A 20,780-nucleotide genomic window follows, 5' to 3' on the forward strand; every position below is an offset into this window, starting at 1 on the left:
CTTAAAAACAACGATTATGAACATTATCGGAAGACTGACAAGGGATGCGGAAGTACGCAACTTGCCAAAAGATAAAAAAGTAGTCAATTTCTCAATTGCTACCAATGACAATTATCGCAACAAAAAAGGAGAACGAATTGAAAAGACCTCCTATTTTGAATGCTCTTATTGGATTTCTGAAAAGGTTGCCGAGTTTTTAACTAAAGGAACTTTAGTAGAACTCAATGGCAGAGCCTACGCAACAGCATGGATAGGAATGACGGAGAACCACACGCAGGAATGAATTTTCACACATCCCAAATCAAAATTCACAGCAGTGGCAAAAAGAATGATAACACCAAAATAAAACCTTTCAGAAAGACGAACGACACCAAGCCAAAATCTAACAGCAATGGCGGCGATGACGACCTACCATTTTAAACATTCAACCAATTATAATCTTTAAATATTAAAATCATGGCACATAATTTAAATTTCAACAGCAAAACAGGACAGTATTCTTTTTTTAGTGTAAAAGAAAAAGCATGGCATAATTTAGGACAAATTGTGCAGGACTACCCAACAAGTGAAGAAGCAATAAAATTTGCAGGTCTTGACTACGAAGTGGAAAAATCTCCATTGTTTACAAAAGGTAACGGATTTACTGAAAATGAAAATGGTATAGAAATATCCAATTCAGCATTGGAAGTTCAGAGCTATTTTGCAAATATCCGAACAGATAACAACTCAATATTGGGGGTAGTAGGTAAAGACTATCACATTGTACAAAACTGTGAGGCATTTTCATTTTTTGATTCTATTGTAGGCGGTGGAGACGGTATTTTATACGAGACAGCAGGAGCATTGGGAAATGGTGAAAAATTTTTTATTACTGCTAAACTTCCCGATTACATTCGTGTTGGTAATGGTGATGACATTACAGAAAAATACATTTTTCTTACAACTTCTCACGATGGAAGCGGAAGCATAACTGCTGCATTTACTCCTGTCCGCATTGTCTGTCAAAACACTTTAAACGCTTCATTGAAAAATATGAGCAATATCGTACGAATCAGACATACAGCAGGAGCAAAACAACGTTTGGAAGATGCTCACAAAGTTATGGGATTAGCGAATATATTAAGTAAAGAATTAGAGAGCACTTTTAATCACTGGTCAAAAATTACCGTTGGAGACGATGAAATGAAAAGACTGATTCAGCTGGCACTTTGTCCTAATAAAGAAACTCTAACTCATTTACAGAAAGGAAATTTTGATGAAATTTCAACACTATTTAAAAATACGGTCGATGATGCATTTGCATATGCGATGATTAGTGAAAGTCAGCAAATGGAAACAACCAAAGGAACATTATATGGTGCGTACAATGCCGTTACTGGATATTTTCAGAATGTCAGGAACTATAAAAATAATGAAGCCAAATTGCAGTCGATTGTTATGGGTGGAACTGCTCAAATGAAATCTCAAAAAGCTTTTGAATTATGCGAGAAGTTTGCAGGTTTCGGAGCTGATTCAATTTTGATGAACTAACTTTTAATCATTGTAATTACGGGAAAAACAAATCTCTGCCGTATTCAGAGTACAAAATATGAAATTCAATATTGTAAACGAAATAAAACTAAGCTATTCAAGAAAGGGAAACTGTGAAAAGCTGATTACAACTTCACGGGATGCTGTCAAAATTTTTAAAGAGCATTTTGATAGCGAAGAAATAGATTACCGAGAATTTTTTTTTGCCCTTTATTTAAATCAGGCAAACAGAGTTTTAGGAATAAAGAAAATTTCTGAATCTGGAATTTCGTCAACGATTGTTGATGTGAGAATTATTATGCAGGCTGCACTTTTGTGTAATGCATCAGGAATTATTTTAGCACATAATCATCCATCGGGTAATCTGAAACCATCGCAGGAAGACTTGAATATCACGCAAAAAATTAAGGAAGCATCGCAGTTTTTGAATATTCAACTGCTCGACCATTGTATATTAACTTCCACTGCTTATATATCATTTGCTGATGACGGTCATTTGTAAATATTAAGAAAAGAAAACGGCAATCTTTAGGTTGCCGTTTTTTCCAATTCGGGCGAAAAGACAATTCCTTCCTGTGGTCGGAAACATCTTTTCGCATTTTTTAAGGGGCAATAACTTTGATGAATTTGTGCTCAGTAATTCAAATTTTCACCAAAGATATTGTAGGGTATGATGTGGTCTATTTAAGATATTCCGATAATTTGTTTACGTTCGTAAAAAAGAAAATTTCTCTTTACTACTGAAAACTTCTTTTTTGTTATGCAAAAGTAACCCAATACGCCATCAATACAGACCTCCAGATTTATTAAGTTACTTCATTACTATTTACTTTAATTTGCAAATTGTACTCTTTCTCATCAATATAAAATCCCACAATTAAAGTGGGATGTGTTACAGCTAATCTTTATTATTGAGTTGAAAACTAACTTGTTTTTCATTTCCAAAACTATCGTAAATCCAGACATCAAAACTTTGCGAAACAGTTGAGGTTGAGGTGTAATACAATCTAAATTCTTTTTCGCTAAGCTCGTATGAATCATTGGGTATGTAAGCTGGTTCATTTTTATAACGCAGTGTTCCATTGCCATCAAACTGAAAATACCTGAGATAATACTTAGTTTCGGTATAATTACCTTTTGGAATAATTTTCAATCTGATTTCAACAGTTTCTCCATTAGCAATATCTTTTCGAATTGGCATAATATGGAGTTCAAATGGGAAATTTTGCTGTATATCCAAATCATCTGTCGAGCAGGATGACAGACTCAATTCAAAAAGTATCATGACCGGAATAATCAGTAGTAAAGCAAGCCCTTTTTTTATGATGATTTTTATATTTTTCATGGGTAAATATTATAAATTAATTCTTATTCCCAGACCTGAAGAAGGTCTGATCAGTTCACGAGAGGAATTCCACAGGGCTTTTGCTTGTACATGAGGGAGCAAAACAATTCGGTCTGAAATATAAATTTCTACAGAAACTTTCCCGCTGGTTCCATAAACAAAATTGGATTTACTCAAGATCTCAGCTCCGTCAAAAAGCAGATCATTTCCTTTATTAATACTTTCAAAACCTGCTGTGGCAGATAGTGAGAAGTTAATTAGAACATTTTTTTTACGATCTGATATCAGATTAAAACTGTAACCTGCTTCAGCAAGAAAAGTTTCAATGGGTATTGTGACCTTTTTATAGTTTTGTTTCTCATTCAGGTATTCAAAACTGAAAAAACTGTAATTTCCTTTCCCTGACTGAATCGTTATTACTGTGTTGAGAAAATAATTCTCGCTTTTAGAATCATTTAAAAGAAATCCGGCATTCAATTCAATCGCTTTCTGTCTAGGAATTAACCGCTGAGCTTTTGTTGTTACGCTCATCAGAAATAAGCCTATGATATAAAGTTGTAGCCTTTTCATGTTATTTCAGTTAGGTTAATATCTTTAAAAACAGATGCGCCAATCAGGTCGTTGTTGGTAACCTGCATTTTTAAATTCCGACCGCCGTTTTTTTCTAAAATTTCTATTTCTAAGATTTGACCCTCCATCAACGTAAACTGATCCAGCAGGAAAATATCAAATGCTTCATCATGCTCTTCGACCTTCGGAATTGTGGAATAATTCCGAAGCGGAGACAATATCCTGTCCTGCACAACTGTTCTTTTTAATTTCTTCTCATCCACAATCTTAAAACTGATGAAATCGACGGGATACGGAATATTTCCGGAGTTTTTAAGGTGTATGATAAAATAGTATTTACCTTGATGAACATACAAACCTCGAAGCAAAAACTGAATTCCAAAGCTTTTGTTTCCGATGTGCTTGATGGTTCTTTTCGGATTTTTGTACAAGGTTTGCATCATCAGTTCTGTCAGCGAAGATGAGCTTCCATCCATCTCATCAAAAGTTACATCTGCAGCATATTCCTTTTCATTATTACGCTGGAGTTTAAGCAGATCGTAATTTAAAGTATCTGGATAAGAGCTGTAAAAAACATCGAAGCTGTAGAACTTCCCATCTTCAGTGACCACTGAGAAATTGGTTTCTTCTTCAAAATCTCTTGTTGATGCTTTTACCCGTAAAACATTGGCAACATCATCAGCCTTGTTGGCAATCAGGTTTTCACTTCCTAAATCAACATATTTAATAGGTGAAGGAAATAATAAGTGTGTTGTTTTATTATACGTAACTTCCATTTTGTAGGATTCAAGCCTTGCCTGATTCAGTGACATCAAACCATCTTTATCCTGTGCATTGACTGAATGGTTGATGATGATAAATACTAGCAAAGTCATCCATTTATTTAAAATATTTTTCATTGAATTTTAATTTATTATTGGTTATTTTTTAGCCACCAAAAAAATTTGATGACCGGCTTTTACAGTAACTTTAGGCGTTCTGACCTTTCTCTGGAAATATCCTGAAACTCCCTGCACAACTCCACGTGTCAGATCAGAAGCTATTTGCTGGCCTGCAGATTGAGTCATCATAATGTTTGTTCCGGATGACTGGCTCATATTGGCAACTATGTCATTCACCGTATTTTGTTCCGGAGTATAGGGAATGTATAAACCCAATTGACCGTCATTATCGTGAATAGAAATTTCGACAGGTTGTATTGAGCCGCGATACTCGATACTTGATATTTTCATCTGTAATCTTCCACCTTGAAATTTGCAAGAAGCCCTCAGTACAGTTCCTGCTGGTACTAATATTTTACCTAACATCATGGGTTCAGAAAGTCGTAATGAAATGAAACTTTCAGCAGTGACTATCTGGGTTTGATGGATTACTGCCCGTATGCTGTTCCGGGTTATTTGATTGTTGACCTGATTACCTTGGATACCTATGAAATTGTTTCTGTTCAAACTCGCTAGAAACATACTGTCAACAGGCTCACGGTACAAAGCAGATATTACATTTTTGTTGAGATGCTTTACTGAATTAATCTTAACCTTTGGTTGTGTTGGCTCAGATTTCACAGAGGTATCGGATGGTTTTGTCTCTACAAAATTTCCATTTTGATGAGAAGATGAAGGAAGATATTTTGCTGCCAATTGGTAAGATTTTTCCATCAGTTCCAACTGCTCATCAATTCCGCTACCTTTCGGTGTAGAATTATTGTGCAGAGATTCATTTTTTAATCTTGAAATCTCTTTTTTCAGATTGCTGACTTCCTGATCATCCCTACTGTAAAAGTTTCCCAAAGTTTGTTGTGCATTACGGTAACTGTTCATCGCATTTTGGTCGCCATGCGTCAGCATTCCCGACTGGTCGGTCGGGTTTAATTGAACGGATTGACCTGGTGAAAGATTGGTTGCCTGACCATCATTCCAGTAATCAGATAATGTAGTCAAAGTGTTTCTCTTTTCTTCATTTTTCTGTTCCAGCAGTTGCTGTTCATATGCTTTCTGCTTATCAGACTGCAGTTTGTCATCAGCTGCCTGTGGAACTGCTGAATTAAAACCGACATCTTCAATGAGAAGATTCTTCTCTTTGGGTTTAAAAATGAGATAGAGACAACCTGCACACACAACAGCCATTAAAAAATAAATAAGTGGTTTCTTGAATTTTTCAAATCTTTGCAGATTGCTCAATGACTGTTCCTCGTTAGCCATCCTATCGGAATTGCCTTCTGTAAGTCGTATCTGGGTTCTGTTCTCGTTATTCATTATGAGGGGCTTTGTTAATTATACTTTGAGGAATTCCCTGAATATGACTAATGGAAAGGATATTGTTTCCGTTAGATGTTTCGTACCAAATGTAGGTGATGGTTAAAACCGTCAACATCACATATATTCCTAAAAAGAACTTTGTCAATGTTCTCTGTCTGCTGTTGCTTAAGGATTTCCAATGGTTTTCGATCGAATCGATATATCGGTCAACTACTATTCTAAATTTTTTCATAATGTACATTTTAGCGTTCAACAGTTTCGATATCTTTATTTTCGATAACATTGAATTTTTCCATCGTAAATCCTTGGGGATTGTTGTCAGACCTTACAGAATTGACAAGCATACAGCTGGTAATTAAACTTCTCTTGGTCAGATTGCTCGATCTGTAGATAAACTGCTTTGCGAAGGTCTCAACCTGGTACGGGTAGCTGTCAAAGTTGGCTGAAACACTGTCTATCTCAATTCTCTGCTGGATATTCCCTGAAATAATTCTGTTGTAATATCCTTTTTCTGAAAGGTCTTTGTAATAATTAAATGCAGACTGATCAGCTAGATTGAATGCTCTTTTTACATTACTTTCAATCGCATTTTTATCCGGTGCAATCGTGAAGAAGAGTTCATGAAAACGTCTGACATGCTCTCTTGCTTCAACGGGTCTGTTCAAAGACATGTCCTGAGATAAGGCAACCATCAATGATTTGCCATTATCCAATACATAAATTTTCTGACGCTGTTCTTCAGCAAACTCGTATGATTTGTATACAACAACCCCTACAACTCCGAAACATAACAGGGCAAAAATAAAAGTGAATAATCTGATTTGCCTGAAACTGTTTTCGATATTTTTTAAGATTTTAAATTCCATATTTTTTGTTTTAATTATTTTAATAACCTTCCTGAAATATTTCCTGTTGCTGAACCGGCAGCTGCTCCTGCAACGTTTCCGGACTTCGATGCGGTCTGATTGACATTGCGCATAAAGTTTCCTGCACCTCCAGCCTGAATAACCCAGCCTGTTACGGTTGGAACAGTGAAGTAACCTATGATTCCGATAATCATGTAGATGATGTAAACGGTGTTGGACGTATCCGGAATAAAATTAGGATCAGCCAACATCTCTATGTCCCGTTCCAAAATCAAAGTCTGTATTTTTGCAAGGATAGCGCTGAAAATATCTGCAACAGGTAGCCATAAATACACACTGATGTATCTGGTCAACCATTGCGTGAGTGTTGATTGAAATCCATCCCAAACCGATATGGCAAAGGCGATTGGACCGAGTATGGACAGAACAATTAAGAAAAAGGTTCTGATGGTATCAATAACGAGTGCTGCTGCCTGAAAGAGAATTTCCAGAAATTCTCTAAAGCCATCTCTGATTTGTTTTTTAACTTCAAACATCTGCCTTTCCATATACATTCCTGACATCGTTACCAGATCCGATGGAGACCATCCTAGTTCTTCCAGTTTTTTATCAAACTCATCATCTGAAATCAGATATGCCATTTCAGGATTTCTGAGCATGGCTTCTCTTTCCAATAAATCTTTTTTCTGCTGAAGTTCATTCATATCCAAAACCTGATCCTCCAACATGGAATGACTGCCTTGAACAACGGGGCTTAAAACCCCGTTGATACTTCCTAAAACCAATGTTGAAAAAAACATAATGCAGATTCCGATAGCAAATGGTCTCAACATTGGAAATAGATCAATGGGTTCAGCACGGCTAAGTGCCTGCCAAACTTTAATGGCTACATAAAATAGTGCTCCCAATCCTGCAACACCCTTTGCAACTGCTGCCATATCTGCACACATCGGCATCATCTCATCGTAGACTGTTCTTAAAACTTCGTGTAAGTTTGTAGGCTCCATCTTACCAATACTTTTGATTCGACGTTCCATACAGATTAAGCACCCGTTGGGTGTTGTTCTGCTTCTTGGCTCTCAGGTAACTGACAGAAATATTCTTGTTCGTATAGTAACGAACCAGATTGTGATAGTCTTTTACAGCCTTATATACTTTATCAATAATATCCATCCTTTCTTTATCATTTAATGAAAGACTGCTGGTATTGACAATCTGTTTGAGCTCTTTTAAAAGTTCTGTACTTTCATTCAGTAATGTGGAATAGCCGTTCGCAATAGCAGTTAGTTCCTGAGCATTAAAGTTGGGATCATTCAACATTTTCCCGAAATTGTTCACATACATTTCGGAAACATCGCCAACCAGTAATACAGTCTGCTGAACTTTTCTTGCATCCTTGACGAGATTGTTCACAGCTTTAAGTTTATCATAATATTCCTTACCCTGTTCGTAGACTTTCTTGACTTCATTGAAGTTTTTGACCACATTGGAAACTGTATTGGATGTCTGAACAATTTCATTGGCTGAATTCAAAATTCCTGAAGCCAGATTGGCTGGGTCTGTCACTACAAATTGTGCTTTTGCTGTGGAGGTCAACGCCACCGCTGTAACCATCATCGTGGTCATGATTAAATTTTTCATTGTTGTAAAATTTTAATTGATTAATTTTCTTTTGTCGATTTGATTCGCTTTAGCGAAATCCTCTTGATCGCATGCTCGACATTGCCATCAAGTTCGTAAGCCAGGTTCATGACTTCCATTTTTTCTGTTTCTTCCGTCGTGTATGCTAAGTATTCTTCGGTAGAAACTTCCGTAGCGTAGACTGCTGAATGCGTTCCTCCCAATCCAATCCAGACTTCTTTGTAAAGTCTTCTCGGATCATTGTTCATATTGATGGAAAGTACCTGAGCTTTTTCTTTATCCGTTAAACCCAGCATCGCCTGGATATCATCAAACTTGTTCATGTACTTTCGCTGATCCAGTAAAATCTTACAGTCGGAATTGTTGATGATACTTTCTTTGACAATAGGAGACTGGATAATATCATCTACTTCCTGCGTTACGACAATGGCTTCGCCGAAGAATTTTCTGACGGTCTTAAACAGATATTTGATATATTCCGCCATGCCCTCTTTGGCAATAGCTTTCCAGGCTTCTTCGATGAGGATCAATTTTCTGATTCCTTTGAGTCTTCGCATTTTATTGATAAAGACCTCCATGATAATGATGGTCACAATAGGAAATAGGATTTTGTGGTCTTTGATGGCATCGATCTCAAATACAATAAATCTTTTGGATAAAAGATCAAGCTGCTTGTCTGAATTGAGCAGATAATCATATTCGCCTCCTTTATAATAAGGCTCTAAAACATTAAGAAAGTTCGCAATGTCAAAATCCTTTTCTCTGACTTTCTTTTTTTCAAGAACAGATAGATATTCTTCTTTTACAAATTCGTAAAAACCGTTAAATGAAGGATAGTCATTGTTATTTTTAATCTTTTCGATATATCCGCTAACTGCGTTGGACAGCGCTACTTCCTCTGATCTTGTGGGCGGTTCGTCATCTCTTTTCCATAGGGTGAGGATTAAGGTTTTAATGCTTTCTCTTTTTTCGATATCAAAGATGCCATCATCGGTGTAAAAGGGATTAAAGGCAATCGGATTGTTTTCCGTATAAGTAAAGTAAACGCCGTCTTCTCCTGTGGATTTGCCTTTAATTAATTCGCAGAGCCCTTGATATGAATTTCCAGTATCAACCAATAAGACATGAGCTCCCTGTTCATAATACTGCCTGACCATATGGTTGGTAAAGAATGATTTTCCGCTTCCAGAAGGTCCGAGAATAAATTTGTTCCGATTGGTAATAATTCCCTGTTTCATCGGAAGATCAGAGATATCCAAGTGAATAGGTTTTCCTGTTAAGCGATCCGCCATCTTGATTCCAAATGGTGAAGGTGAATTCTGATAATTGGTTTCCTGCGTGAAAAAACATACTGCGGGCTCTATGAACGTATAGAAACTTTCTTCTGCGGGAAAATCTGCTGCATTGCCGGGAATACCAGCCCAATATAAAGTCGCTGTATCTGTTGTGTTATGGCGGGGCTTACATTCCATAAGCGACAACGCACTTCCTGTATCATTTTTCAACTGCTTTAATTCCGCAGGATTATCAGACCATGACATCACATTGAAATGAGCACGGATGGATTGCAGTCCGAACGAATGGGCTTCATTCAGGTATTTTTCAATCCATTCTTTATTGATCTGATTGGCTCTGCTGTATCGCGCCAGCGAGTGCATATTCCTTGCAGACTTCTCAAATTTTGCCAGGTTTTCTGCACTGTTGTCGATAAACAGATACTGATTATAAATGTGATTGCAATTGAGGAGCAGTCCCACTGGAGATGCAAATGACAATAAACAGTCGCTTCTGTCGGTGCTTAGTTTTTCATAACGGCTGTGAGAAGAAATTCTTCCCGGTAAATCGTCAGTATCAGAAAGCGTATGCAGACTGATACGATTATTGCCGACTCTCATTTCTTCTGCTCCTAAATGTAAATCCTGTAGGGAAGGGTTAACGTCTCGGGATAATGTCAGATATTGCTCAAGTAATCCCGATTGTTTTTCTGTTCCGGTAATCTCATTCTCCGTCATCCGTTCCAAATGAACATAACCACTGTCATTCATGATTCTTTCAAACTGATCGACTGTTTCCATAAATCTGCTCATTATCTCCTTATCCCTGATTTCCTTTGGAATAAGCTTTCCTTTGCAGAGCGATGAGAAATTACTCTGCATTCTCATTCTCTCTTTGCTTGTTTTGGTAAGAAAGAGGTAGCAATAATGGTTTAAAAATGGTCTCTCGTTAAAATGCCTCTCAAATGATTTGGATAAAAAGCTTTGATCTTCTTTCGATAAGTCAGGATTATAGTTTTCCTTGATAAACCAATCCTGCTTGTGAACAATCGTGAAGTCAGGCAAGGTCTTAATAGCTTTAAACCAAGCTGAATGAATGGCTTCATATTCAGAGGAAGCAACGGTAAATAATTCCGGAAGGCTTACTTTAAAACAAACCGTAACATCAGCATCTTTTGATATAATACAGCTTTCTTCTACTGCCAGCAGTGGAAATTTACTTTCCAAAGTAGCGGCTTTCGATTGATTTCTCATGCTGCAGCTTTTTTGGAGTTGGATTTTAGATATCTCAAGATTGACTTTCGGCTGATGATGTATTTAGGATGCTTTTTGTTTGCACCCAGTTTCATCAATCCGTGTTCTCCATATTTTCTGTTGAGTGAGAAAGTCTGCCAGATCAGTAAACTGGCACTTATACCTCCTAATCCCAAACAGAAATAAGTACTGACTCCTGCCATGTACATAATCATGACCACAATTAAAAGACCTAACAGACCGCCTGCGAAAATGAAGAGGTACTGCGCTTTTAGTCCTTTGAACTCTACGGTTCTTCCGATTCCTTTATTAATGTTATAGGTATTCATAATCATCAATTTTAAAGGAAGAATGAACGGAGAATAGTAGCTGCAACAATCAGGAAGATACAGGCTCCGAACCAGCTTGCAGCAGTTTTACTGGTGTCAGGGTCGCCACTGCTGAATTTGTTGTACACTTTTACTCCTCCAATGAGTCCGACGACTGCTCCAATGGCATAAATGAGTTGCGTAGCCGGCTCAAAATAGGAGGTAACCATTTGAGTGGCTTCGTTGATTCCGGCAGTTCCGTTTCCCTGAGCGGATAGATTGATGCTCATGAGTAAAGCTACTGCTGAAATCAGAAGCTTTTTTCTTTGTTTTTCCATAATGTAAACAGTTTAAATTGTTAGCATTACCCACAGTATGTGGGCTATGGGGACAAAGATGTTGGGTATACTGATGTGGAATCAGAGTATGACTTTAGAAGAGTTTACTTGGCTTTAATAGGTTGGGAAGTTTTTTCTTCTCGTTGCGTGGAACAGTGAATTACTTAGTGTTTTTATAAAACACCATCTACAGGGTAAAGAATTTCTTGTGGAGGCAGTTTGAGGCTGAAAAAAATAGCTAATCAACACTTATTAGTTAAGTTTGATTTTTGAATTTGAAAGGAAATAATTGAAAATTAGAATGAATTATTCTGACAATTTTACTCTTCGTTATTCGTTGTCAAAACATTTCTATTAGATTACAGTCAACGTATAATATAAGTCCAATATCTAACAAAATATTATCACTATTGACATAAAAAAACCTGGCCGAAACCAGGTAAAAACTAATAACCATGAAAACTCAAATTAAACATGAGAATCGTTTCTTTTTGAAGCAATAAGAATGCCCAAAAATTCTAAAAAAAATATAATTATAGTTATATAGTGTTAAAAATGGGTTAAAAATTATTGTTAAGTAAAATGAGTAATGTCAAATCCGTTAAAATTTTTGTTTTGGTAAAAAGAAGAATTAGAATTGTTTGCAGAAGAAAGGCTTCTGTCCAATAGCTCAGCAATCTTTATAGAAGCTCCTTCAATAGAATTTTCTAATAAATTGAATAATTCGGTTCCATGTATTTTTTGAATAATTTCTGCCGCTGTTTCCTTGTGAGATAATTCTGACTTTTGATCTTTCAGAAATGCCTCCACGGTATTTAATTCTTCAAAGGTTACCCCTGTGGCTAAACCGTTATCATTATCGAAAATTTGATATTGACTCCATTCTTCTTCCTCTTCCTCAAAATCTGGAGTACTTCTGAAAACTTTATCTAATTCTTCCTGCGGAATTTGAATGTCAACTGTTTTATTGTTGATCTCTTCTTCAAAATTAGAAATTCTGTGCGTTTGTTTTTCAATACGGGACTCTCCGTCGTTGTTTGGCAATGTCTGGCTTTTTACATATTGAGACAGTCCCATAATACTTGAAGATGGTTTGGTATTTTCAGATGTAATTTCTTTTTCTAATCTTTTTTGAAAGACAATTTTTTCTTTCATCATCAATACAATGATAATCAAAAGACAGACTAATATTAAAATTTCCATAATTAAAAAAGGGGTTTAAAATGTTCATTGAAGTCCGAAGTAATAGCTTCCTCAAATAGTTCAAAATGATGTTCAAGAATATTATCCAGGTAAGCATAAAGAGGAATTTCATCCTGTCCTATAACCTGAATGATGCGAGATAATCTTTCATGATATTCTTTGCGGATATAGATGGTTTTATCTCCTCGTTTTTTCATCGAATGGCTAACAAGAAATTGTATACCATAACTCTCCATATTTTTCAGCTTTGAACTCTTTTTTTGATGTTGGACAGCTTTTTTTTCAAGAACATTCTTTTTATTAATTTCTGAGTTTTGAATCCCTGAATTATCAGTTTCAGGAATCTCTAAACCTTCTTTTTTTACACCATCGACCATCATGTTCATCATCAGTTCTTCGTTAATATCTGGAGTAATGTTTTTCTTGATGTTTTTTTCCATAACTAGATTTGAATGATTTTTAAAAACTCAATGAGAAAAAGGTCAAGCCTGCAGGCTTTCAATAAATTTTCATCCGCAGGCAGCAAAGTGGAACGGAAAACTGTTTTTGAATTTTCTTCACTTTCTTTCCTGAAACGGGTAGAATTTTTAATCTGACTATCCATTAAATTTAATCCCAGTTGGTGTATCAAGTCATTGTAAATGTTATACAAAGGTGTACTCTCTCTGCCATCGACCTGATTCCAGAATAAATGGATACTTTTAAGGGATGTTTCTCCTTTTTTCATAATAACATCCTGTAAAAGTTGGCTAAAAACTAATGTGCTTTCCATAACTAACCGGTCTGCTGTGATGGGGGTAAAGATATGATGCATTCCTGCCAAAGCTTTTAGGATTCCCGGAGTATTAACGGTTCCCGGAAGATCAAAAAAGATGATGTCAACAGGATTAGGTGATGTTTCTGAAAATTCGTGTGCAGCTTCTAAAATATGATCTGCCTTATATTGCAGTATAGGATAAGCTTTTTTGTTGATGGTTGTAAATTGTCTGTAAGCCAGTTTTTTTAAGTGCAGATTTTCCATAACCATAGCGAGATCACGGGTTTTCATTTTCATTAAACTGTGTTGTGGAAAGTCTGCATCTAATACCGCAATATTATAGCCCAGTCGATAATGTAAAATGCTCGCTAAAAGAGTCGTAAAGGTACTTTTTCCTACACCTCCTTTTTGTGATGAAAAAGCAATAAATAAAGGTTGTTTTTTGGTGTCCATATTTTAAAAATTAAGATTTAAAAATTATTAATTTCATTTTTTAAGCTTGATTTCCAGCTTTCATGCATTCAGTCCTATACTCACTTTAACTGTCAGTCAGTTATGAAAGCCATCATGCTTTCGGAGCTTCAGCTTACCTTAGAATAAATATTTCTTGATTGCAGGATTGCTGGTTTCTTAGCTTGCTGATATTCTGGACGGCGTGATTGAGTTCTGGCTGTCTTTCTATAATTTCAGGATCCCTGCTTTATTGATTGCCAGAATGTTTGCAATCCGGAATTCCTTCTATTTAACTGTCATGATTGCCAGACTGCTGTATAGAATTCTTTAGCAAAGAACTTATGAATTTCTTTCGCCTCCATTAAAGTGGTTGTCTTTGACTGTGAAAGGTTGGATTTGCGTAATCTTCCAGTAGATTGTTTGCTGTTCACTATGTTTTACTTTGTAAAACAATAACTTATAAATATAACATGAGTGCTTCAAATGAAATTTTTGAGATAAGAGATAAAAGCATAAAGCTTTCTAAGATTGTTATAATGGTCTGTCCCGATGACAGATTATGGTGTTCGAAAGAACACAGCAAGTTGTGTTTTGAGTGCCTCATAACTGTTTTTTGTGCCTCAAAACAACTTGCTCCTGCAGAGGGCTGGAAAAAACTTCCGAAGTCAGTTTTTTATAAATTAAAATAGATGGAACATAAAAAGAACATAAAACAAAATAAGGGTGGAAGAAATCCTAAGATTAATCCAAGGGTACATCGACATGTTTTTCGGTTGACTGATGATGAAAATGCACGGCTTTTAAGTCTTTTTGAAGCTTCCGGAATGAATAATAAAGCCAAATTTATTGTTTCATTATTGTTCAATAAGGAAATTAAGACAGTAAAAATTGATAAAGGAACATCTGATTTTTACATGAGACTGACCTCTCTTTTTGGTCAGTTTCGTGCCGTTGGTGTAAATTATAATCAGGTAGTTAAACTTTTATACAGTCGTTTTACTGAGAAAAAAGCAGCCGCATTTCTATACAAGTTAGAAAAACAAACTGTTGAAGTAGCTAATCTTTGCAAGAAAATCATTGAGTTAACTGAAGAATTTAATCAAAATCATCTTAAAAATAAATAAGCATGATTGCAAAAATTGGAAGAGGAACTAATTTGTTTGGAGCTTTAGCATACAATCAGCTGAAAGTTGACACCGAAAATGGGGAAGTATTATTGATGAACAAAATGATTGAAACAAAAGACGGAAATTATACCGTTGCCCAGTTGGCAAAATCCTTTGAACCCTATTTAATTGCCAATAAGAATACAGAGAAAACAACATTGCATATTTCTCTTAACCCAGATCCTAAAGATAAAGTTTCAGATGAAGATTTTGTGAAAATTGCTCAGGATTATATGAATGAAATGGGATATGGAGAACAACCTTTTGTAGTGTTTAAGCATACAGATATCAACCGTACCCATATTCACATTGTAAGTATTGGAGTTGATGAAATGGGAAAAAAAATATCTGACAAGTTTGAAAAAAGAAAATCCATGAAAATTTGCCGTGAAATTGAAAGAAAATATCGACTTTCCAACGTTGAAGATAAAAAACTTACTCAAAAAGAACAGATTTTCAGTCCCGTAGATTATCAGGAAGGAAATATTAAAAGTCAAATGGCTTCTGTAATTCGGAATATTTCGAATTATTATCAATTTCAGACGATGGGAGAGTATAATGCTTTACTTTCATTGTATAACATCAGCTGCGAGAAAGTGGATAAAATAGAGAATGGAATTTTGAAGAATGGACTGTTGTATTTTGCTTTGAATGATAAAGGCGAGAAAGTCAGCCAGCCTTTTAAAGCATCAGTATTTGGTAAGGAAGCCAGATTAAGGGCTTTAGATAGTCATTTTTTGAATTCGAAGAACAAACTTAAATTAAGCTCTGTTCATGAAACCTTGAAGGCGGCTGTGACTTTGGTAATGAAGAGTCAACCCAATGAAACCCAATTTAAAAGTAAACTGCAGGACATGGGAATCAGTACCGTAGTGAGACGTAATGCCTCCGGAAGAATCTACGGAATCACTTTCATCGATCATGAGTCTAAGTCAGTATGGAATGGTTCCAGGCTAGGGAAGGAATTTTCGGCTAATGCTTTTAATCAATTGTGGAATGAAGGTAATAATCTAAAAAAGCAAATGAATAATGAAAGTGAAAAAGTAAAATATACTCGAGATAATCCTGAAATTCCATACCCAGAAAAACCTCATGAATTATTTAATTTTTTACATGATAATTCAGATTCTAAAATAGATGGATTAGGTAGCATCTTACCGGGAAGCCATAGTGAAGATTATGAAGAATTGGATTTTGAGAATCGAATGAAAAGGAAAAAGAAGAAAAATAACAGTAGATTTAGAGGATAATTTTTATTCTCTGTTAATAAGATATTTTAAGAACCAATTGGGAATATGATCTTCATCAACATGTAAGGTAATGATTTGATTTTCCATTTCAGCAATCATATTCATTTGGTCAGAATTGTCAAACAAATAGGCTTTATCAACCAATTGCATGGCAGGGTAGAGGTTTTCTAAAGTTGCTGTGTATCTTTTTTTAATTCTATCTGCCGGTACCGCATGACCTCCTTTAAAAACTCTGTTATCTACTCTAGAAACATTTACATCAGAGTCGTCGATGCACACGAAATAAAGATAAGTTTTATAACCCAGTTGTCTGGCTAACTTGAGCTCATAGAGTTTGGAAGGATGGCTCATTACAGACTCAAAGGAGAAGGAGATGTTGTCTATTAGAAGTTGCTTTCGAATAAAAGATGAAATGAGCGCAGCAGAATAACTGTTTTTCTCATTTGAAATATCTAAGATTACGTTTTCTGAAATTTTTAATTCAATAGAAAAACCTTCTTTTGAAGCTTTTTCAATGAGACTTAGTGAATCCGGTTCAGTAAGAAATCTATCCAGGTCAGATTGAGTGAGATCGAGATTAAAAGAAGATAGATCTAAAAATTTTTTTTCTGAAATTTCTGATTCAATATTATCTGAATTGACAAATAACCCTGGATTGAATTTGTTTTTAATGAATTCTGAAAATAAAGTAGATTTTCCAGAGCCATTCGGACCACAGAATATGCGAAGTCTTTTGGTCATAAATGTATTTTACTTCCTTTTTTTAGACCTGTTTTTTCCGTAACGATCTTAGAAATATTTCCTATCTCTGTTGTCGTACTTCCTTCGATACGGTAGATTTTACCATCTCTGATTACCTCATATGAAATACCTAAAGCTCTTGAAATCCTCTGAGAATTTTCCGAAGCTCTCCTTGCAGATCGTAAAAGACTTCTGTTTCTGTTAGTACTTTGTAATATTCGTTTCGTTCTCTGTTTTCTTCTGTCTGACATTATTGAATAAATTGTACTTACGAATATACGAAATATTCTTTAAGAGATAATTTACAAATTTTCTTTCATTATTTTTTATCACTGTGCAAAAGACATTGGAAACCCTTCATTTGAATATCTTTTGCATTTATATTCGTGCTTATGTTTTGATGTAATTAAACTTAAAAAAAAATTTAATAATTCATTTTTTATAGAACAGATATGTATTCTTTAATCCTTCTTTCCATAAGGAGAGTTAATCTCAACAGCCCTGTCACATAGAAGATGTGTAAAGTAAGATTTATGCCCTGTTTTATTATCAGTGTAAACTTCACTATCCCATGTAATCGTCAGTTGCCAGCTGTCCCACTTTCTCATTTTATGGACATAGGGATTAAATGAACATTTGATCTCAAAATGCTTTTTGTTTTTATCACCCTCGAAACTTACGATGACGGAATTGTGATCGGGACTTGTTTAATCAACGATGGTCGCTTTGAGTTTCATTTAAGAGATTGTTGTTTTTTAGTACGTTTTTATATTCTAAATCATTTTCTGTCTTGGCAGACCTATTTCATGTTCCTGCGGATAAGGTTTTCTTTGTGTCATGCTGACATCTTCATGAAGTGTTCTTGCGGCCTCCAATGACTTTTCTTTATCCATAGAATATCTGGGATCAGGAATGAAGGGCATCTTTGCCATTTTATGAATGGTGATGGTTGGAAAATAAAAATCTACTTCAACGGTTCCCAACAATAAATAGCAGCCTCCACCCTGAAAAGGGTACTCTTCAAGGCAGTTCGGGAAGTGTGCCGTGTCAAAATACTCTCCCTCGGCGTCGATCCACGTTCCGAAAAACATCGCACCTCTTTTCGTGGGGACATGTTTTCTAGAAATAAGGTAAGCGAGCATTTTGATCTGCTTTTTATGATGCTTGACCAGATCTTTAGCCATAACAGTTCCCCGATATTTGGTCTGCAACAGATCAAAGGGACTGTATGACACTGAAAACCCTAAAATTTCAATTTCATCAAAAGCATCTTCAAAAGGATTTCTTATAATGGTTGGAAGTTGATATTCTTTTTGAGGTTCATCCAGTAAAGTTGGATGCCTGAATGCTGACTGGTCATTTCCAAACAGGAATCTTGCCTGAATCAAAAGCTCATGCTTTTGTTTTCCGGTAAACCTGAACGCCCCGATAAAGATGAGGATCTGCAGGGTTTCAATTCCAATCGGTATTCTTTTGACAAAGTTTTCTAAGGAAGTATATTCCCCGTTATTCCTTCTTTCTTCAGGAATCATCAGGGCGATTTTACCTTCAACTTTCTCAATATGCATCAACCCTAAATAAACATCAGTTCCATAGACCGTCGTCTGATATTCGCTGAGATTAACACAAGGATTTTTGATGGATGCTCCTGACATTTTGGCTTCATGGACATACACCTCAGTCCTGTAAAATCCACCACCATTGTTAATGGCACACACCATAAATTCAATAGGGTAGTAGACTTTCAAATATAAACTCTGATAACTTTCTACAGCGTAAGAAGCAGAGTGTGCTTTGCAAAATGAATATCCTGCAAAGGATTCGATCTGACGGTATACTTCTTTAGATAATTGTTCGGGGTGTCCCAGTTCTTTGCAGGATTCAAAAAAATGGTCTTTTACTTTCTGCAATGCAGATAACGATCTTCCTTTACCACTCATGGCTCTTCTTAAAACATCGCCGTCTGCTGCTGATAAACCTCCAAAATGTAGGGCTATCTTGATAACATCTTCCTGATATACCATGATCCCATAGGTTTCACCGAGTTCCTCTTTAAATACATCATGAAAGTATTCGAACTTGGTAGGATTATTATGTCTGAAAATATATTCTTTCATCATTCCACTCTGTGCTACTCCAGGACGGATAATGGAAGAAGCCGCAACCAAAACCTTATAGTTTTCACACTTTAATCTTCTCAGCAAGCCCCGCATGGCAGGACTCTCAATATAAAAGCAGCCAATGGTTTTACCAATACTCAGATAACTATTGCACTTCTCTTCATTTTTTGAAATCGTCGTGTCTTTAATGTCCACCGTAATCCCTCTTTTTTCTTTGATGAGTTCTACGGTATCTTTGATGGTTCCGAGTCCTCGTTGAGAAAGAATATCAAACTTTTCAAAGCCGATTTCTTCAGCAGTATGCATATCAAACTGAACAATCGGAAAACCTTTGGGAGGCATTTCGAGTGCAGTGAAATTGGTTATAGGTTCTTCCGAAATTAAAATACCGCACGAATGCATGCTTCTCTGATTCGGAAACTTTTCCAAAAGTTTGCCATACTTGTGAACGAGTTTAAACACCGAATTGCTATCATGTTCCGACATCGGCTTAGTTGCTAATGCATCTAATTCTTCTTTTGGTAAACCGAAAGCTTTTCCCACTTCCCTGAAAATGGAACGGTACTTAAATTCTACATTAGTTCCGCAAAATGCGACGTGTTCTTTACCGTATTTGGTAAAAATATATTCAAGGATGGTATCTCTTGTCTGCCAGCTCCAGTCGATATCAAAATCAGGTGGGGTTTTTCTATTCAGGTTCAGGAATCTTTCAAAATACAAATCCAGTTCCAGAGGACAGATATCTGTGATTCCCAAACAGTAACTGACAATGGAGTTGGCACCACTTCCTCTCCCCACATGCATAAACCCCATGCGGTTGCTGTATTGAATAACATCCCAGGTGATCAGAAAGTAACCACTGAATTTTAACTGGTCGATGACTCCCAGTTCTTTTTCTACCCTGGCTTTAGCTTCGGGATGATCCTTTCCATATCTCGTTTCCAAACCTTCATAGGCGAGTTGGGTCAGAAGCTTAAAATCATTTTCACGGCTGTCTGTGAAATGTTGCTTGTTTTTCGGAGTTGAAAAATCATAATCAAAACTGCATTGTTCAATAACTGTAACCGTATTTTGAATGATCTGAGGGTAATGGCGATAGTAATCCAGCAGTTCTTTTTTATTGACAAATGTTTCGGTGTCTCTGCAGCAATCGGCATCACCTAATTTACTGATCAAGGTGTTGTTATCAATTGCTCTTAAGATCCTATGGAGATTATAATCCAGTTTGGTTGTGAAGGTAACAGGCTGTAAGATCACCATTTTATAAATCAGCTTTTTCAAATCGGGCTTTACGAGATAATTCAATTCTTCAGGTCGTATTCCGATATACTCGTTTTCCTGCAAAATTTCAGGAATGTTATGCAAAGGATAAATAACGATGGTACTTTCAAAGATTGGGTTGTGTTTTGGAATTTCGATTTCATCACAATTATAATGCGTCAACAAGCGGTTAATCTCTCCGACACTTTTCTGGTTTTTTGCCAGACAGATATAGTAGAGTTCATTTGTGACTCTAATCTCCACTCCAACAATAGGTTTAATATCATTGTCATTACAAAGTTTAAAAAAATCGTAAATTCCTGTAACGGTATTAATATCCGTAAGTGCTAAAGTTTTTAGCTTGTGATCCACACCTTGCTGAACCAGATCATGAATAGAAATGGTTCCGTACCGAAGGCTGTGATAGGAATGGCAATTGAGAAACATAA

General features: G+C 36.0%; 22 protein-coding genes and 1 pseudogene. 5 read left to right on the plus strand and 18 right to left on the minus strand.

The features are described 5' to 3' along the window. The first annotated feature begins 16 nt into the window (after positions 1-16). From EG348_RS13875 to EG348_RS13885, 3 genes and pseudogenes are all read left to right on the plus strand, one after another. Positions 17-420 (plus strand): annotated as a pseudogene (locus EG348_RS13875) (single-stranded DNA-binding protein). A 36-nt stretch (positions 421-456) separates the two neighbouring features. Continuing rightward, positions 457-1,530 (plus strand): DUF932 domain-containing protein, encoded by a 1,074-nt coding sequence (locus tag EG348_RS13880; RefSeq protein ID WP_123983610.1) that lies wholly within the window; start codon positions 457-459, stop codon positions 1,528-1,530. Between the two features lie 58 nt (positions 1,531-1,588). Then, positions 1,589-2,032 (plus strand): JAB domain-containing protein, encoded by a 444-nt coding sequence (locus tag EG348_RS13885; RefSeq protein ID WP_123983611.1) that lies wholly within the window; start codon positions 1,589-1,591, stop codon positions 2,030-2,032. 396 nt (positions 2,033-2,428) lie between these two features. Here EG348_RS13885 and EG348_RS13890 read toward each other — a convergent pair whose 3' ends face one another. From EG348_RS13890 to EG348_RS13955, 14 genes are all read right to left on the minus strand, one after another. Then, positions 2,429-2,875, minus strand: coding sequence for a DUF3872 domain-containing protein (locus tag EG348_RS13890; protein WP_123983612.1), 447 nt, complete (start codon positions 2,873-2,875; stop codon positions 2,429-2,431). A 9-nt stretch (positions 2,876-2,884) separates the two neighbouring features. Next, on the minus strand, positions 2,885-3,445 hold the full coding sequence (locus tag EG348_RS13895; RefSeq protein WP_123983613.1) for a conjugal transfer protein TraO: 561 nt from the start codon (positions 3,443-3,445) through the stop codon (positions 2,885-2,887). After that, positions 3,442-4,344 (minus strand): conjugative transposon protein TraN, encoded by a 903-nt coding sequence (traN, locus tag EG348_RS13900; protein WP_123983614.1) that lies wholly within the window; start codon positions 4,342-4,344, stop codon positions 3,442-3,444. Before traN ends, EG348_RS13895 begins: the two co-directional genes overlap by 4 nt. Before the next feature lie 21 nt (positions 4,345-4,365). Then, on the minus strand, positions 4,366-5,697 hold the full coding sequence (traM, locus tag EG348_RS13905; protein WP_228414749.1) for a conjugative transposon protein TraM: 1,332 nt from the start codon (positions 5,695-5,697) through the stop codon (positions 4,366-4,368). Continuing rightward, a complete protein-coding gene (locus tag EG348_RS13910; protein WP_123983615.1) occupies positions 5,690-5,932 on the minus strand; it encodes a hypothetical protein in 243 nt (80 codons plus the stop codon). Before EG348_RS13910 ends, traM begins: the two co-directional genes overlap by 8 nt. A 10-nt stretch (positions 5,933-5,942) precedes the next feature. Then, positions 5,943-6,566 carry a conjugative transposon protein TraK gene (gene traK / locus EG348_RS13915; protein WP_123983616.1) on the minus strand — a complete coding sequence of 208 codons (624 nt, stop codon included), beginning with the start codon at positions 6,564-6,566 and terminating at the stop codon, positions 5,943-5,945. Positions 6,567-6,580: 14 nt separating this feature from the next. Beyond that, entirely contained in the window at positions 6,581-7,573 is a 993-nt protein-coding gene (gene traJ, locus EG348_RS13920; RefSeq protein WP_123985082.1) for a conjugative transposon protein TraJ, read from the minus strand. A 1-nt stretch (position 7,574) separates the two neighbouring features. After that, a complete protein-coding gene (locus EG348_RS13925; protein ID WP_228414877.1) occupies positions 7,575-8,192 on the minus strand; it encodes a DUF4141 domain-containing protein in 618 nt (205 codons plus the stop codon). A 35-nt stretch (positions 8,193-8,227) separates the two neighbouring features. Next, the gene (locus EG348_RS13930) at positions 8,228-10,735 is read right to left on the minus strand and encodes a TraG family conjugative transposon ATPase (protein WP_123983618.1); all 2,508 of its coding nucleotides are present in this window, start codon (positions 10,733-10,735) and stop codon (positions 8,228-8,230) included. Continuing rightward, the gene (locus EG348_RS13935) at positions 10,732-11,064 is read right to left on the minus strand and encodes a DUF4133 domain-containing protein (protein WP_123983619.1); all 333 of its coding nucleotides are present in this window, start codon (positions 11,062-11,064) and stop codon (positions 10,732-10,734) included. Before EG348_RS13935 ends, EG348_RS13930 begins: the two co-directional genes overlap by 4 nt. An 11-nt stretch (positions 11,065-11,075) precedes the next feature. Continuing rightward, positions 11,076-11,381: a DUF4134 domain-containing protein gene (locus EG348_RS13940; RefSeq protein ID WP_123983620.1), complete on the minus strand. Its 306-nt coding sequence runs from the start codon at positions 11,379-11,381 to the stop codon at positions 11,076-11,078. A gap of 573 nt (positions 11,382-11,954) precedes the next feature. Beyond that, positions 11,955-12,584, minus strand: a complete 630-nt coding sequence (locus EG348_RS13945; RefSeq protein ID WP_123983621.1) for a conjugal transfer protein TraD — start codon at positions 12,582-12,584, stop codon at positions 11,955-11,957. A 2-nt stretch (positions 12,585-12,586) separates the two neighbouring features. Continuing rightward, the gene (locus tag EG348_RS13950) at positions 12,587-13,024 is read right to left on the minus strand and encodes a DUF3408 domain-containing protein (protein WP_123983622.1); all 438 of its coding nucleotides are present in this window, start codon (positions 13,022-13,024) and stop codon (positions 12,587-12,589) included. A gap of 2 nt (positions 13,025-13,026) precedes the next feature. Then, the gene (locus EG348_RS13955; RefSeq protein WP_123983623.1) at positions 13,027-13,794 is read right to left on the minus strand and encodes a ParA family protein; all 768 of its coding nucleotides are present in this window, start codon (positions 13,792-13,794) and stop codon (positions 13,027-13,029) included. 689 nt (positions 13,795-14,483) lie between these two features. On the opposite strand from EG348_RS13955, the gene mobA reads away from it, so the two are divergent. Further along, on the plus strand, positions 14,484-14,918 hold the full coding sequence (gene mobA / locus EG348_RS13960) for a conjugal transfer protein MobA (protein WP_123983624.1): 435 nt from the start codon (positions 14,484-14,486) through the stop codon (positions 14,916-14,918). A gap of 2 nt (positions 14,919-14,920) precedes the next feature. Further along, on the plus strand, positions 14,921-16,210 hold the full coding sequence (gene mobB / locus EG348_RS13965; RefSeq protein WP_123983625.1) for a conjugal transfer protein MobB: 1,290 nt from the start codon (positions 14,921-14,923) through the stop codon (positions 16,208-16,210). Positions 16,211-16,213: 3 nt separating this feature from the next. Here the strand turns inward: mobB and EG348_RS13970 are convergent, their stop codons facing one another. The 4 genes from EG348_RS13970 to EG348_RS13980 all read right to left on the minus strand — a co-directional run bounded on the left by EG348_RS13970 (position 16,214) and on the right by EG348_RS13980 (position 20,778). Continuing rightward, the gene (locus tag EG348_RS13970; protein ID WP_123983626.1) at positions 16,214-16,951 is read right to left on the minus strand and encodes a hypothetical protein; all 738 of its coding nucleotides are present in this window, start codon (positions 16,949-16,951) and stop codon (positions 16,214-16,216) included. Continuing rightward, positions 16,948-17,202, minus strand: a complete 255-nt coding sequence (locus EG348_RS13975; RefSeq protein WP_123983627.1) for a hypothetical protein — start codon at positions 17,200-17,202, stop codon at positions 16,948-16,950. Before EG348_RS13975 ends, EG348_RS13970 begins: the two co-directional genes overlap by 4 nt. Positions 17,203-17,412: 210 nt before the next feature. Beyond that, positions 17,413-17,559, minus strand: a complete 147-nt coding sequence (locus EG348_RS21730; protein WP_164463300.1) for a hypothetical protein — start codon at positions 17,557-17,559, stop codon at positions 17,413-17,415. Positions 17,560-17,724: 165 nt separating this feature from the next. Beyond that, the gene (locus EG348_RS13980) at positions 17,725-20,778 is read right to left on the minus strand and encodes a DNA polymerase III subunit alpha (RefSeq protein ID WP_123983628.1); all 3,054 of its coding nucleotides are present in this window, start codon (positions 20,776-20,778) and stop codon (positions 17,725-17,727) included. Positions 20,779-20,780: the final 2 nt, after the last annotated feature.

The organism is Chryseobacterium sp. G0201 (assembly GCF_003815655.1).
Lineage (GTDB): Bacteria > Bacteroidota > Bacteroidia > Flavobacteriales > Weeksellaceae > Chryseobacterium.